At 59.4% G+C, this 14,789-nt stretch carries 11 protein-coding genes; 5 read left to right on the forward strand and 6 right to left on the reverse strand.

Annotation, left to right across the window (positions count from 1 at the left end; all coding sequences use genetic code 11):
- Positions 1-16 precede the first annotated feature (16 nt).
- From rpoN to RBB75_RS02955, 3 genes are all read right to left on the reverse strand, one after another.
- The gene (gene rpoN, locus RBB75_RS02945; RefSeq protein ID WP_353069450.1) at positions 17-1,759 is read right to left on the reverse strand and encodes an RNA polymerase factor sigma-54; all 1,743 of its coding nucleotides are present in this window, start codon (positions 1,757-1,759) and stop codon (positions 17-19) included.
- A gap of 224 nt (positions 1,760-1,983) precedes the next feature.
- Positions 1,984-2,712: an LPS export ABC transporter ATP-binding protein gene (gene lptB, locus RBB75_RS02950; protein ID WP_353069451.1), complete on the reverse strand. Its 729-nt coding sequence runs from the start codon at positions 2,710-2,712 to the stop codon at positions 1,984-1,986.
- Complete coding sequence (locus RBB75_RS02955; protein ID WP_353069452.1) at positions 2,709-5,237, reverse strand: LptA/OstA family protein; 2,529 nt, start codon at positions 5,235-5,237, stop codon at positions 2,709-2,711. Before RBB75_RS02955 ends, lptB begins: the two co-directional genes overlap by 4 nt.
- Positions 5,238-5,516: 279 nt before the next feature.
- Between RBB75_RS02955 and RBB75_RS02960 the strand changes: the two genes are divergently transcribed.
- Complete coding sequence (locus tag RBB75_RS02960; protein ID WP_353069453.1) at positions 5,517-6,221, forward strand: hypothetical protein; 705 nt, start codon at positions 5,517-5,519, stop codon at positions 6,219-6,221.
- Here RBB75_RS02960 and opgC read toward each other — a convergent pair.
- The gene (gene opgC / locus RBB75_RS02965) at positions 6,214-7,392 is read right to left on the reverse strand and encodes an OpgC domain-containing protein (RefSeq protein ID WP_179639276.1); all 1,179 of its coding nucleotides are present in this window, start codon (positions 7,390-7,392) and stop codon (positions 6,214-6,216) included. The two genes, RBB75_RS02960 and opgC, sit on opposite strands and share 8 nt — an antisense overlap.
- Before the next feature lie 318 nt (positions 7,393-7,710).
- Here opgC and RBB75_RS02970 point away from each other — a divergent pair, with 318 nt between their 5' ends.
- From RBB75_RS02970 to RBB75_RS02980, 3 genes are all read left to right on the forward strand, one after another.
- Complete coding sequence (locus RBB75_RS02970) at positions 7,711-7,935, forward strand: hypothetical protein (protein ID WP_179639277.1); 225 nt, start codon at positions 7,711-7,713, stop codon at positions 7,933-7,935.
- Between the two features lie 87 nt (positions 7,936-8,022).
- Positions 8,023-8,646 (forward strand): GNAT family N-acetyltransferase, encoded by a 624-nt coding sequence (locus RBB75_RS02975; RefSeq protein WP_353069454.1) that lies wholly within the window; start codon positions 8,023-8,025, stop codon positions 8,644-8,646.
- A gap of 232 nt (positions 8,647-8,878) precedes the next feature.
- Positions 8,879-9,055, forward strand: coding sequence for a hypothetical protein (locus RBB75_RS02980; protein ID WP_179639279.1), 177 nt, complete (start codon positions 8,879-8,881; stop codon positions 9,053-9,055).
- Here the strand turns inward: RBB75_RS02980 and glyS are convergent.
- Both glyS and RBB75_RS02990 read right to left on the reverse strand, forming a co-directional pair.
- Entirely contained in the window at positions 9,052-11,157 is a 2,106-nt protein-coding gene (gene glyS / locus RBB75_RS02985; RefSeq protein ID WP_353070348.1) for a glycine--tRNA ligase subunit beta, read from the reverse strand. The two genes, RBB75_RS02980 and glyS, sit on opposite strands and share 4 nt — an antisense overlap.
- Positions 11,158-11,282: 125 nt before the next feature.
- Entirely contained in the window at positions 11,283-12,272 is a 990-nt protein-coding gene (locus RBB75_RS02990; protein ID WP_353069455.1) for a glycine--tRNA ligase subunit alpha, read from the reverse strand.
- 246 nt (positions 12,273-12,518) lie between these two features.
- On the opposite strand from RBB75_RS02990, the gene RBB75_RS02995 reads away from it, so the two are divergent.
- Complete coding sequence (locus tag RBB75_RS02995; RefSeq protein ID WP_353069456.1) at positions 12,519-14,747, forward strand: DUF6600 domain-containing protein; 2,229 nt, start codon at positions 12,519-12,521, stop codon at positions 14,745-14,747.
- Positions 14,748-14,789 lie beyond the last annotated feature (42 nt).

Raw genomic sequence — 14,789 nt, forward strand, 5'->3', positions numbered from 1 at the left:
GATCTTTCGCAGACGATCAGCGTACACGACGCTGGTGCGTGCTTGGAATCTGCATGTCTTCCCGGTACTTCGCGACCGTCCTTCGGGTCACCTGAATCCCCTGCCGCTGCAACTCAGCCGCCAGCTGATCGTCCGTCAACGGCTTCCGCTCGTCCTCTTCCTCAATCAGCTTCTTTACCTTGCGCTTCAACAGCACCAGTGGCAGATCCCCGCCCTCCGGCCCGTTCACGCCCTCAGAGAAGAAAAAGCGCAGCTCGAACACGCCCTGTGAGGTATGCACATACTTATTCGCCACCGCGCGACTAACCGTCGAAGGATGAACCCCGATCTCCTCCGCAACCTCTTTAATCATCATCGGCTTCAGAGCATTGACCCCATGCTCGAGAAACTCCTGCTGCCGCCTGACGATCACCTCACAGGTGCGCACAATCGTATTCTTCCTCTGCTCGATGTTTCGTAGCAGCTGAATCGCCGACTTGTACCGCTCCTTCACATACTCTTTGACTTCCTTCTCCGTCTGCTTTTGCTGCAGCATCTTGCGATAGCCCTGGTTCAACCGAAGCGTAGGCATATCCTCTTCGTTCATCAACACGACGTAGACATCATCGCGCTTCACAAACGCCACATCCGGCTCAATCAGCCGCGTTTCGCTGTGGTTATATCGCTGTCCCGGCCGCGGATCCAACGTGCGGATAAACTCCACCGCCGCGTTCACCTCATCCGCCGTCCGCCCGCAGCTCCGTGTCAGCTCGCGCATATCTTTTTTCTGTAACAGCGGCAGACAGTTTGTCACAACGTGCGTCGCGATACTGAAGATATCCTCACGCCCTGGACTATCCGAGGCCGCAACCACTTCGATCGCGCCATAGTCTTCATCGCTGGCGCCAGCTGCACCATTTCTCGCAGCCTTATCTGCCGCGTGCGCCTGCTGGCGTCGAAGCACAATCGCCGCCTCACCCTGCTGAGCGCATATCTGAATCAGCAGACACTCCCGCAAATCTCTCGACCCGACCCCTACCGGATCGAGGAAATTAACCACCTTCCGTGCCTCGCGGACCGCCGCCAAAAACACTCCAACGGTCTCGTCGGACGCAGCCGCTAAATCCAGCGACTCATCCTGTCCGGAGCTGTCGTCCTCTCCCCTCGTCTCCGGGAAGTCCCAAACCCTCGCCGATCTGCCTCTGGCCGCACGATCAAATGGAATCGGCTCAGAACGTTCCGGCTCCTGCATCTGCATCAGAGCCTCCACCAGTTCCTCATCCGTTGCCGTCAGATAACCATTCTCATTCAGGTTTCCCACCACCAACTCTGCGGCAGCACGCACCTCAGGGCTCAAAGTCAGCGAACCAAGCTGCCATGCGAGATGGTCGCTCAATGTGCTCGGCTGCGAAAGAAAGTTCTCGAACGAAGGCTTGTCGTACTCCTCGAAGTTTGACGCAGTCCGAAAACCAGGGTCAAGATAATCCTGGAAGTAGCTGCCAAAGTCGATCTCATCGAACGGGTCTTTTTCTACCCGCTCGCTCTCCGCGGCCACATCCTCCGCCGAGCGCTCCCGATCCCCTTCAAGCCCTGCTCTCTCATCCAGCGTGGCAACCGACTCTTCCAACTCCTCCAGCACCGGATTCTCCACCATCTCGGTGTTGATCATCTCTCTCAGCTCGAGCTTGTTCAGCGCCAGCACGCTGACCATCTGCACCAGACCAGGGGTCAACACCTGTCGTTGCGAGACTTTCAAGTTCAGCTTCGGTTGCAGCAACACGTTATTCCCTCACGACCTGATTACTTTAACTTTGCGGTTGAGACGCCGTTTGGCAAGTCTCGTGCTCATTGTGCAATTAATTTCAACCAAAGCGCTATCCCCGGGCTTGAGCACAGTTTATACGCCTTGCTTGATCTCGCTGTAAGTCTAACGCTGTCAAAGCCTGCGCACCCTGCACCGATAGCATCTCTGCCTTACAACAGAAGTTGTAACGTTGCGACGCCTCAATCCATCGAGAAGTTTTCGCCCAGATAGATCCGCCGCACCTCGGGATCGCGCCCTAATTCGCCCGGCGTTCCAGCCTTAAAAATCTTCCCTTCGGCAATGATGTAGGCCCTATCGGTCACGGACAATGTCTCCCGCACATTGTGGTCCGTAATCAGCACCCCAATCCCGCTCTTCTTCAACCCGAAGATGATCTCTTGCAGATCCAGCACCGCAATCGGATCGATACCTGAAAACGGCTCATCCAGCAAAATGAACGCCGGCTCGATCGCAAGACACCGCGCAATCTCCACCCTCCTGCGCTCTCCCCCGCTCAAGGCATAGCCCCGCGTCTTGCGCACATGTCCCAGATTCAGCTGCTCAATCAGCTTCTCCGTGCGCGTCCGCCGGCTCTCCCAGCTCAACTGCTGCGCCTCCAGCACCGCCAGAATATTGTCCTGCACCGTCAGCTTGCGAAACACTGAAGGCTCCTGCGGCAGATAACTAATCCCATAGTTCCTCGCCCGCAGATACATCGGCAGCCGGCTGATGTCGTGCCCATCCGCAAGCACGCGCCCCGAATCCGGACGCACCAGCCCAACGATCATGTAAAAACTCGTCGTCTTCCCCGCGCCGTTCGGCCCAAGCAGACCAACTACCTCGCCCTGTTCGATCTCGAGGCTGACCCCCTTCACCACTTGGCGGCCGCCGTACGACTTGCCGATCTCCTCCGTCGATAAGGTCTTCATTCCTTGTTCTTCACCCGCGTCTCCGTGCGCACCCGTTGCCCCGCGCTACTCTCTCCTTCATTAGAAACCACGACGTTCTCATCCCCGCTGTGGAATCGCAAAGACGTACCTGTCACGGTCCCCCGCTGATCGTCCACAACCTTCGGCAACGCAGCAGGTGTCCCGGTCAAAACAAACACGCCGTCGCTCGCCGTATACACAAGCTGCTCACCGCTCGCGCGCCGGCCAGGCTGCTGCATCTCAATACGGCCACTCGCCACAACTCTCTCCACACTCCCACCCATGAACCCACCACCCGCCGCACCATCAGCCTTCTTCACGCCATTAGCCGGAGCTGCCTGCAGATACACCACCGCCTGCTGTCCCCGCATACTTCCATCCGAGCTATCCACCTGAACCCCGCCCGTAAAGTCCGCCTTGCGCGCCTCCTCCGAATAAACCAGATCCCGGCTAACCACGCGAACCACGCTGGTCTTACCGCCGCCCATCTGCTTACCGGTCTTGTTATCGGCCTTGGCTGAATCCGCTTTGACACCAGTCCCGGCACTCACCAACACAGTATGCACTGCACCAGGCGCGCCCTGTCCCTCACCGTGCGCCAGCAGCCGCTTCTGCTTCTGTTCAAACTCAATCACCGGAGCGTCCACCTGCGAAGCACCATGCCACAACCGCGCCGGCTTACCATTCGATCCCGCCCCGTAAAACTTCGCCACCTGCGAATCATGCTTCATCTCCGCACGCGATGCCAGCACGTGCACCGGCTCCGCCTCACTCCCCACCTGGCTGAAACTCGCCTTCACCGAACCATCCGCCGCAGCATCGCCCGTCTGCTGCTCCGCCACTACTCGATCCGCCCACAACACGCTCGTCCCATTGCTCACCTGCACATTGCCCGTCAACGTCGTCCGTTCCAGTTCCCCGTCGTAAATAGCCTTTTCCGCCGTTACTCTCTCCTCTACCGGAGCCGCAGAATCTCCCGGTTTCTTCACCGGCAACTCTGTCATCACCACATGCCCTTGTTCAATCGCGTTTGTAACTTCATCAGCACTCTGCCCCTTCCCAGTAGCACTTGCCCTGCGCGACACTCCCGCGCTCCCAGGCCGAAAGTGCGCCACCAGAGAATCACCCGAACTCGTATCGACGACACCCTTCCCATTCACTCGACGCATCGACGTGTGCCCATCACCATGCACCTCCGCAAGATGGTCTGCACTCCCCACACGCACAAAGTGCGCCGTCAAGACATCCCCGGCCAACGCGCTACTGGTCGGCCCACCGCCCCCGCCATGGATGCCAGCCGGATTCATCACCTTCAACCGCGCGTCACCCGTAGCCTTCGCATCCCGCAACTCGGCCTTCCCATTGACGCCTGCAAATAACGCTAACTCTATCTGCCTCGCGTTCAACTCACGCTCACCCCATGCGTCACTGGACGCATCCGTCCGAACCCACTCGTTCAGATGCACCGCGCCTGTCATCACCACATGCTCCGGCCTGCCCGCCTTATCGAACGCCGCCTGTCCGTGCCCCGCCTCTCCCTTGGCCTGCCGCAGCGGTTCATCCACCGAATACTTCACCCCACCCGACATCACCGCCGACTGCGGCTGACTCTGCGCACTCAACATCATCTCGCCTCGCGGAGCCATCACCATCCCGCCCGTTCCATCCGTGAGCGTCACCTCTCCCTCCGCCTCAATCCGCTCCACCGTTCCATCCGGCCGCAGATGCGCGACAACATTCCTCGCCTGCGCGGTCTCCCCTGCATTTCCCTTGCCGCCCACCGCTGTATACTTCGCCTGCGTCAACACAGCTCTTTCGTTCTGCCGGTCCAGTTCCGCCCGCGATGCCGTCAACACCACCGGTCTGTCGCGCTCCAGTCCATTCACCCTCACTGCCGAGTGCAGCACCACCACTCCCGTATCCGAGTTGTAGTCCGCGCCGACCGCATGGCCAGTCAGCCCACCCGACTCGAACTCAATCTCATTGTCCGTCGCCGCCACACCCAGCTTCTGTAAAAAAACCAGCCCGCTGGTCGTTACATGGATCAGCCGTACATCCTTTTTCTCAGCCGCTTCCGAACCATGCAGATCCTTCCCTGCCGCATAGTCCATCTTCGCGTTCGCATCCGCCGTCTCCGGTGCCTGCAGATCGATATGCACCTCTCCCTCCGCTCGGATCACCTCGTTCTTCTGGTCATACTCAAACTCTTTTCCGTAGATTCTGTCCGCGCGATCCTCCTTCCGCCCATACAGCACGATCCCCACATCGTGCAGCGTCACCTTGCCGTCCGCGCGTTCCACCGCCTTCGCCGCATGTATCGTATAGACCGTCCGACCTTGCACCGACTGAGAGTAGGTAAACCCGTTGGTCTCCCGTCGAACGTTCACCCCCAGCTTCTTCGGCAGATTCGTCAGAAACCGGTGTGCCCGGTAGTGGGCATATCCCAGAAAAGAGGCGATCACGATCACCAGCAGGCCTGCACCTGCCAGCAACCAGACCCGCAGCCGTTCTACCGAAACGTTCATTCATCTTCTATCTTCTCATCCCGACGTGTCCCGCCGGACGGGCCCACTACGCGTGGAGCGGTCACTTCGTGACGCGTATACCGGTCTTGACAAGACGAGCAGCGCAGGTCCTCCCGTTGGTCGGCATCATCTTCCTCCGACCAACGGGAGGACCACGCGAAGCTCTAAAAAGGCGTGCGAACGCCCGCACCAACCGGGGCCCCCACAAACAGGTCTTCGTTTGTGGGGTGGCCTAGCGCAGTGGGCCCGTCCGGCAGGACAAAGGTCTAAACTAAGCCAATGGCCGATCAGCTCTACCTCAGTCTCTGGTTCCCCAACTTCCGCTTCGACACCCTCCCCGCCACCATGGTCTCGGTCATGCGCCAGTTCGCGCTCATCAGTGGAGAAAAGCGCGTAGCGGCAGCCAGCGTCTATCCCATCAGCTTCACCGAAGCCCCCACTTACCAGCGCATCTACGTCAACGACGACCGCGCCGAAGAAAATCAGGACACCTCCGGCTCCATCATCGAAAACGCGGTAGCCGAAGCCACCGAGCAGCTCCACGACGACATGGCCTACGAGTTCGAGATGCGCTGGAAGCTCTGGTCCCCCGAGATCGATCCCAACTACCCCAACCCAGACATTGACCCGGACTCCGACATCGACCCCGAGTACCAGTCCACCGCTCTCGATCCCCTCTGGAAGCTTCAGCCCTCCACCGTCCGTATACTCGGCTTCGGCCCCAAATTCGACGATGCCAGCTTCGACCAGAACGGCCACATCCGCGTCGACTTCGGACTCGATACCCCCTGGCTCGCCGAGACCCTCGAAGACGAACAGCTCGACGCAGCCGCCACCAAACACATCCAGCAAAACGTAGAGATGCTCTTGGCCTTCACCCTCTCGGTCGAAAAAAACTGTGGCATCAGCAGCCGTCTCCTCTGGACCGAGTCCGGGGAACCCCTCGCTCAGAAACTCATCGACCGCCTCCAGCGCGTCAACTAGCGCTCTCAGCCACAGCCGTCTCACCTTGACCCGCAGCCTTTGCAGCAGCCGCAGCAGCCCTCGCCTCTCTCCGCAATCGCGACTCCCTCATCGCCACCAGCATCAGCCCCGCAAAGGTTAGCGACAGCACCCCATAGGCCCGAGCACCATGCAGCTGCGGAGTATCTTCATACAACAGCGTCAGTCCGACGAACACAAAGAACACATGCGCGCAAAACACCTGCAGCGAAGCCTTTCCCAGCGTCAGAAACGGCTCAACCGAAATCAGCTTCACCAGAAACCGCCGCATCCAGTAACAGACGATTAGAAACGCCGCCAGATTCACCACCCGCATCGGCCCGATCTGCCACTTATCCAGCCCAATCCCCAGCGACTCCTGCGTCAACACAGGTCCCAACCAGTGATGCCGCACTCCAAGAAAGAAGAGGCAAACCGCGCCGCACCCCGCCACGACATATCCTGGAATCCGCTTCAGCGGCATCTCGCCCTCAGCGCTCTTGGCCCCCAGCCATAGCCCCGCAATCCAAACCCCCTGCCACGCAAACAAGTTGAACGCGCCCGTCTCCTGCAGAGGAATCTGCAGATGAGTCACCCGCACCGTCCAATCATGCATCAGCTCCCGTAGTCCAAACTGCGCCCAAACCCACAGCGCCGCGCTCCCCCCCAGCACCCATCTCCACCCATAACGCACACCCACCGCCAGCGCAATCGGCGTCAGAAACATGAAGATCACATACATCGGCAGAATATCCAGCAGCGGAGGGCAGTAGATCAGCAGCACTCCGCCCAGGATCGCCACCTTCGGATGAGCCAGGTAAAAGTTGATCAGGTTGTAGATCGCCGGCCGATGGGTCTTAGCCGCAAATAAAGCCGCAATCGTAAACGCGAATGCCAGCATCAGCAGGTGATACCCGTAGATCTTCAGCGTTCGTCGCCAAAGCCTCGCAATCACCCCAGACACATCCTCTAAAGCGTCTCGCAGATACACCGTGCCCACCAGCATCGCCGAAAGAAACACAAATCCCTCCGCCGACGACACAAATCCAACCGGCTGATTCACAAAGTCGCTGAAGTGCGTCGGCATGTGCGTGAACGTCATCCACACCAGGAACAGCCCCCGCAGCGCATCCAGCTCCGGCCTCCTCTGCGTCTTTGTACTACAGAGCGTCACTGGTAATCCCCTCGCTGGAAAAAGCGCATCTTCAGCATAGGCTACAAAGCCACCAGCAACGGAGTCGCGATTCGCTTCGTATGGACCAGCACTAAAACCCCTCTCGACTACTGAGAACAGACGTCCTGAACACGAGATCCGCTTCAGCCCTGCCGAAGATTCCAGACCGCCTTTTAGAGCCATCCGAAAGCACCAGCAAACGCAGAAAATAAAGACGAAGAGTCTTTACGAACTTCATCGAAATCCCTTATGCCTTCTTTACGAACGCAGTGCTGAAATATAGAAGTCGGCCGAAGCAACAACCGACAGGAGAGCTAGATGAACACGTTTCGTACCCGCAGACCGCTCCTGGTAAATGCCACCCAGTGCCTCCACCCCACCCTCATCCTCACCGACTCCGGCCAGCGCAAAGCCTATCCCGGCGACTGGATCATCGAAGGCGAAAACCGCGAGCGCTACATCGTCGACAACACCTTCTTCCAGCGCACCTTCGCCCCCATCGCATGGGAGTCCTCAAGCGAAGGCCGCCACTACGGCAGCTAACGGCGCTCCCGTCAGAAGTCCAAATTCCAACCCGAAATCACCAACCGGCCCCGGCCCACGATCCAAATGAGAAAAGCGCAGTGTCCTATGGCATTGTCCCCTGTACTGGAACCTCCGACCTCCCCGGTCCCCTTCCCACCAACCACCACCCTCCGCTGCGACCCCAAAACTATCTTTCTGCGAACCCGCAAAGCGCAGATACAAGACGCCCGCGCCATCCATCAACTGATCGACAGCTTCTCCCACGACGGCACCCTCCTTCCCCGCTCCTACGCTGAGATCTGCGCCAACATCCGCACCTTCACCATCGTCGAAACCCACACCCACCAGTTCCTCGGTTGTGCTGCCCTCCACATCTACGGCCCGCACCTCGCCGAGATTCGCTCAATCGTCGTTCGTCCTAACATCAAGGGCTGCGGAGCCGGCGGCCAGCTCGTCCACGAACTCCTGCGCCAGGCCAACGCCCGCGGCATCCAGTGCGTCTGCCTCTTCACCCGCATCCCCGGCTTCTTCGACCACTTCCACTTCGAAGTCGCCGACCGCCAAATCTTCCGTGAAAAAGTGTCGAAAGACTGCCAACACTGCGGGCGCCGCAACACCTGCGACGAGACCGCTATGGCTCTAGGCGAGCTTCCCGCCTCCCGAGATATGCCGGACAATGACCTCTTCCTGCCCCGGCTACGCTCCGAGTTCGTGCAACTCCAGCTCTGAGCGCATCCCCAGGAAGTGTCATTCAAGGCACCACCCCTACGCGTTACCCTTGCCGTCAATAGTTTTCGTCATGCATGATGGCGAACAACGTAATGGCCTGCGAAGAAGGTCAACTCACAATGCCTTCTCCGCATCCCGCATCCAACATCGCTTCATAAGAAGCAGGGACAAAAGCAGTCGCTCCCCTGAACGCTTTGCCGGATGCCAGCGATCCTTCGCACAGGAAATCAAGATGAACTACATCGAATCGAAAGAAATAGCCCCAACCTTTCAATCCAACATTCGCGCTGAAGACGGTCAGCTCGACAGCAGCAGCTGGCGTGGCCTCCGCGAAGGTGTTCTCGTCCCGCTCGGCTCCCTCTTCGCGGTATTTCTCTTTATGCTCTGCGTCATGCTCCTCACGCACTAGCCCGCGATCACGATCTCCGAAAAATCCGCGATCCCGGAGAAATCCCCGAGCACCTTCTCGAGCAGCGCCAACCGGTTCGCCCGCACTGCCTCCTCGGGCGCCATCACCATCACCGCCTCGAAGAACGCATCCACCTGCGGCCGCAGCGTAGCAATCTCCTCCAACGCCGCCTTGTAGCTCTTCTCCGCCCGCAGCCCCTTCACCTTCGCCGCCAACTCCGCCGACTTCTCCGCCAGCGCCTTCTCCGCAGGCTCCTTCAGCAGCGAAGCATCCACACCGCCCGCCGCCGCAATCCCCTTTTCTCTGGCCTGCGTAAGAATGTTCTTCATCCGCTTGAAAGCCGAAGACACCGCAACAAAATCCCCCGACCCGCGAACAGCCGTAACCGCCTCCGCACGGACAACTACATCACGCAGTCCTTCTGGGCCGGGCAGCATCACGGCTTCAACTACGTCATAGGCATGTCCTCGCACCTCACGAAGATAGAACGCGATGCGTTCCTTGAAAAATTGCTCGAGTTTCGCTGTCTCGTCAAAAGATGCATTGCTTATTGCTAACAAATGATCGAGCGTCAAGGGAAGGCCCGACTCAGAAAGGATTCGCACAACGGCATTTCCAGAACGCCTTAATGCGAATGGATCTTTTGAACCTGTGGGTTCGAGTCCGTGAGAAAACATCCCAACAATTGTGTCCATTCGATCAGCAAGTCCTAACAAAGAACCTTCAAGCGAGCGAGGAATATTGTCTTTAGCGGAAGCTGGCTTGTACTGGTCATAGATCGCATCTCCCACCACTGTAGGAAACTTCTGAGCCCGCGCATATAGACCGCCCACCACGCCCTGCAGTTCCGTAAACTCCTTGACGAGTTCGGCTGTCAGGTCCGTCTTCGCTAGCAACGCCGCAGTATCAAGAGCTAGAGTGTCCACCGCAACTCCACGCGCAGCAGCCAATCCAGCTAGCTCGGACACTAACTTGCGCACCCGCTCCGTCTTAGCCGCATAGCTCCCCAGATCCTTCTGGAACGTCACATTCTCCAGCAGCTTTACCCGCTCCACCAGAGGCACTCGCTGGTCGAACTCCCAAAAGAACCGTGCATCATTGAACCGCGCCCTCAGCACCCGCTCGTTGCCATGCCGAATCACCGCAACCCCAGCCTCATCGGCCTCAGTGTTCAGCACCGCCAGAAAATGCGGAGCAAGCTTCCCGTCCCGATCCTCCACCGCAAAGTAGTTCTGGTGATCCCGCATCACCGTCACCAGAACCTCCTCCGGCAGCGCCAGGTACTCCTTCTCAAACCTACCCAGCAACACCGAAGGCCACTCAGTCAGGTGCGTCAGCTTATCGACCAACTCATGGTCCTCACGCCACCGCAGCCCTACCCCCTCAGGATCACCAGCCCGAGTCACCTTATCCAAAGCCTTCCGAATCCTCTGCCGCCTCACCTCAGCATCCGCAATCACAAAGCCGCCCAGCAACGCGTCCTCATAATCACCAGGTGCCTTCAGCGAAATCTCTTGTTCTCCAAACAGCACCCGATGCCCATACGTAACACTTCCAGCTACATATCCGCCAAATTCCACCGGCACAATCTTCTCGCCCAGCATAGCCACCATCCACCGCACCGGCCGCACAAACCGCTCCGGCCGCCCCGCACGCCAATACATATTCTTCGCCCAGTAGATCCCTGCCAGCTCCTTCGGCATCTCCGCAGCAATCACCTCCGCCGCACTCCGCCCCGCTTTCACCGCAGTCGCCGCAAGATACTCTCCCTTGGCGTTCGTAATCGTCTTCAGCGCCGCGACCTCCACCCCAGCCTTCTTCGCAAACGCCACCGCTGCAGGAGTCGCCACCCCATCCTTATAAGCCACCTTCACCGATGGCCCCACCAGCTCTTCAGCCACATCCTCCTGCTGCTCCGCAACGCCTTCCACCCACACCGCCAGCCGTCGCGGCGTAGCAAAGCTCTTAGCCATCGCACCTGACCGCACCAGCCGCTCACGCTCCAGCATCTTCACCACGCGCTGCTCCAACTCCGCCTGCGCTCCCGCAATCATCCGCGCCGGAACCTCTTCCAACCCAATCTCAAACAAAAAATCAGCCATCGTCCTCAACTCAAATCCCGCCACATAAGGCGCATCTCGTATCTGAATCACTCTCTCAACCAACCCAAACGCTCGGGTGCCCCATCCTTTGCAGTCTCATCGCAAAGGGTGGGATCGCAAACTGCTCAACCCGCCACAGCTTCCTCTTTTACCAGAGCCGCCAACGCCTCACCCTGCGCCGCATAAGCCTTCGCCACTCCCACCACCAGCGTCCGAATCCGCGCCATCACGCCGACGCGCTCTGTCACCGAGATCGCCCCGCGAGCATCCAACAGATTGAACAGATGCGAACACTTCAACGCCAGCTCATAAGCCCCCAAAACCGGAAACCGCTTCAGCGTTAGCTCATCCATCTTCGCGAAGTCCTTGAAGTCGTCACGAAATCCAGCCTTCTCCAAAAGCCCCTTGCACTCCGCCTCATACAACTCCAGGTGCTTCCACAATGAAGCCACATCCGCATAATCGAAGCTATAAGCCGAAAACTGCTCCTCCTCGGCCAGCCGCATCTCCCCATACGTCACCTCGCGGCCAGTATCGGGCTCCACCGCCCACACAATGTCATAGATCGAATCCACATCCTGCAAAAATCCCGCGATCCGCTCCAGCCCATACGTAATCTCCCCACAGATCGGGTCCAGATCCATCCCACCGCACTGCTGAAAGTAAGTGAACTGCGTAATCTCCAACCCATCCAGCATCACCTGCCAGCCCACGCCCCACGCGCCGCCCACTGGCCACTCCCAGTTATCCTCTTCGAACTTGATGTCATGCTCTTTCAAATCGATCCCGATCGCCACCAGCGACTCGAGATACATCTCCTGAATCCGCACCGGTGGCGGCTTCAGAATCACCTGCAATTGCGTATGCCGAAACAGCCTATTCGGATTCTCCCCATACCGCCCATCGGCTGGTCTACGGGAGGGCTGCGCATAAGCGATCCGCACCGGCTTCGGCCCCAGCACCCGCAGAAACGTATCGGGAGACATCGTCCCCGCACCCACCTCAACATCGTAAGGCTGCTGCAACACGCAACCCCGATCCGCCCAAAAGCGCTGCAGGGTAAACAACAGCTCCTGAAACGTAAGCGCGCGCTTCTTTCCAGCTCTCTCAGTCATGCATCTCTCTTCAAAAAACGGTAATCCTTCGATTCTAAATGCAATCGGCCACTTCCCGACCGCACCATCAGCCATAACGCAAACGTCTTCCCCAGTAGCAATCCAGGCAACTTCCCTCGCCTGATTCATGCCTGCGCCAACATTTCCCTCTATGATGTCCGGGTGTCTTTACAACCCAATTCCAACCATCGGCGCCACCATCTACAAAAAGCCGGGTTCATACAACCGAGTATCGAGGCAACAACCATGAAAACCCCACTCACTCGTACGACTATCAGGGGCTTCTATAAGAAGAGCATCTTCGCCTCCTTTGTCCTCACTCTCCTCACCACCCTCCCCCTGCACGCTCAGAGCTACTCGCAGGACGCAGACCCGCCCGAGCGCGTCGCCCGCCTCAGCATCCTTCAAGGCAACGTCTCCCTCCAGCCCGCCGGCGTCGATCAGTTCAGTCAGGCCGAGTTAAACTATCCCCTCACCAACGGCGATCGCGTCTACGTCGACAACTCCAGCTTCGCCGAACTCCAAAGCGACGCCCTCGCCATCCGCATGGGCCTCGGTGCCGACCTCACCCTCACCAGCATGACCGACCAGGTCGCCCAGCTCGGCCTCGCCCAGGGCTCCATCAATATCCGAAGCTGGAACCTTCAAAACGGCGCCACCATCGAAATCGACACCCCCAACGGCACCATCACCATCCTCCAGCCCGGCGACGTCCGCATCGATAGCTACCCCCAGGACGACACCACCGTCGTCACCGTCAACTCCGGACAGGCCGAAGCGACTGGTCCCGATCTCTCTCAGGCCATCAACCCCGGACAGGCACTCCGCCTCACCGGCTCCAACCCCATCTACGTCGAATACGTAGAGCTCGCATCAGGCGACAACCTCGACCGCTTCGATCAGGATCGCGACCGCCGCCAGATGGCCGACCGCGCTGCCCAGCAGCAGTACGTCAACCCCGACATGATCGGATACAGCGACCTCCAGGAGTACGGCGAGTGGTCGTCCCAATCCGACTACGGTCAGGTCTGGTATCCCCGCAACGTCGACGCGGGATGGACCCCATACCACAACGGCCACTGGGCTTGGATCGCCCCCTGGGGCTGGACCTGGGTTGAAGCCGAGCCCTGGGGATTCGCGCCCTTCCACTACGGCCGCTGGGCCAGCTTCAACGGACGCTGGGGATGGATTCCCGGACCCACCATCGTCCGCCCCGTCTACTCTCCCGCCCTCGTAGCCTTCGTCGGCGGCCCCAGCTTCTCCATCAGCGCCGGCTTCGGTGCAGGCAATGGAGCAGGCCTTACCGCATGGTTCCCCCTCGGCCCGCGCGAAACCTACGTTCCCTGGTATCACGCCAGCCCCGGCTACGTGAACCGCGTCAATGTAACTAACATCTACAACCGCAACGTCACCGAGGTCCGCAACGTCTACAACAACCGGACCACTAACATCTACGTCAACAACACCACCGTCAACAACATCACCTACGTCAACCGCACTGTCGCCACCACCGTCGTCCCCCAACGCTCCTTCGCCGCGGGACGCCCGGTAGCCTCAGCAGCCGTTCACGTCGACCAGAAGCAGCTCGCCCAGGCTCAGGTCATGCCTCATCCCATGATCACGCCCACTCGCGCGATCGTAGCCCCGGCACCCGCCCGAGCCGTCCCCGTCAACGTCGCACGGCCCGTCCTCCAAACCCACGCCGGCCTCGCTCAGGCTGTACCCGGAGCGCAAGCTCTCCCCGTCCGTCCTCTTAGCCCGCAACAACAGCAGGCAGTCAAAGTCCAGCCTCTGCCCAACGGCCAGCGGCCAATCCAGCAGCCCGCACCTACCCCCGTCCAGCGACAACCTATCCAGCAGGCCGCAACCCAACCCGTTTCACGACAGGCACCCATAGAACGAGCCACCCCAACTCCAAACCCATCCGCGCACCCCGTTCCAACGCAACCGGTACAACCCACGCAACCAGCAACCCAGTTCAACCAGCCACACCCACAACCAACAGCCCCCATCAACCAGGCAAGGCCCGAACCTCCTGCGCAACCGGTACAGCCGCCAACTCAGTTCAACCAGCCACGGCCTCAACCGACAGCTCCGGTCAATCAGCTAAGGCCACAACCGGAAGCGCCTATCAATCAACAGAGGCCGCAGCAGTCAGCGCCTATCAACCAGCAGAGGCCCGAACCTCCCGTACAGGCAGCACAACCCAAGCCGCAACCACGCTCCGTGGATCAACCGCGTCCCCTCATCAACCGGAGCGAGCCCCCACCCGCGCAACCGACCTTCGTCCAGCAGCGGCAAGCCATTCAGAAGACCGATCCCGGTCGCCCTCTCGGCCCGCAGCAGGTCGACAACCTCCGCAACGGACGCCCAGCCGGACCACACGAGCAGCCTGAGCCAATCACCCATCCAGCCGCCCGCGCTCCTCAACCTCCTCAACCCAAAAACGAGTCAAAGCAGCCGCCTCCCAGATAAGGGCCAGATAATATCTAAATAACCGCTGCCATCCCTCAAATT

It is taken from the genome of Tunturibacter empetritectus, assembly GCF_040358985.1.
In the GTDB taxonomy this organism is placed as follows: domain Bacteria; phylum Acidobacteriota; class Terriglobia; order Terriglobales; family Acidobacteriaceae; genus Edaphobacter; species Edaphobacter empetritectus.

Bases quoted from the DNA above. Each gene is read 5' to 3' on its own strand.
- RBB75_RS02955 (WP_353069452.1), bottom strand. From the start codon at position 5,237: ATGAACGTTTCGGTAGAACGGCTGCGGGTCTGGTTGCTGGCAGGTGCA.
- RBB75_RS02970 (WP_179639277.1), top strand. From the start codon at position 7,711: ATGAACACGTTTCGTACCCGCAGACCGCTCCTGGTAAATGCCACCCAG.
- glyS (WP_353070348.1), bottom strand. From the start codon at position 11,157: ATGGCTGATTTTTTGTTTGAGATTGGGTTGGAAGAGGTTCCGGCGCGG.
- RBB75_RS02995 (WP_353069456.1), top strand. From the start codon at position 12,519: ATGAAAACCCCACTCACTCGTACGACTATCAGGGGCTTCTATAAGAAG.
- lptB (WP_353069451.1), bottom strand. From the start codon at position 2,712: ATGAAGACCTTATCGACGGAGGAGATCGGCAAGTCGTACGGCGGCCGC.
- RBB75_RS02980 (WP_179639279.1), top strand. From the start codon at position 8,879: ATGAACTACATCGAATCGAAAGAAATAGCCCCAACCTTTCAATCCAAC.
- RBB75_RS02975 (WP_353069454.1), top strand. From the start codon at position 8,023: ATGGCATTGTCCCCTGTACTGGAACCTCCGACCTCCCCGGTCCCCTTC.
- RBB75_RS02990 (WP_353069455.1), bottom strand. From the start codon at position 12,272: ATGACTGAGAGAGCTGGAAAGAAGCGCGCGCTTACGTTTCAGGAGCTG.
- RBB75_RS02960 (WP_353069453.1), top strand. From the start codon at position 5,517: ATGGCCGATCAGCTCTACCTCAGTCTCTGGTTCCCCAACTTCCGCTTC.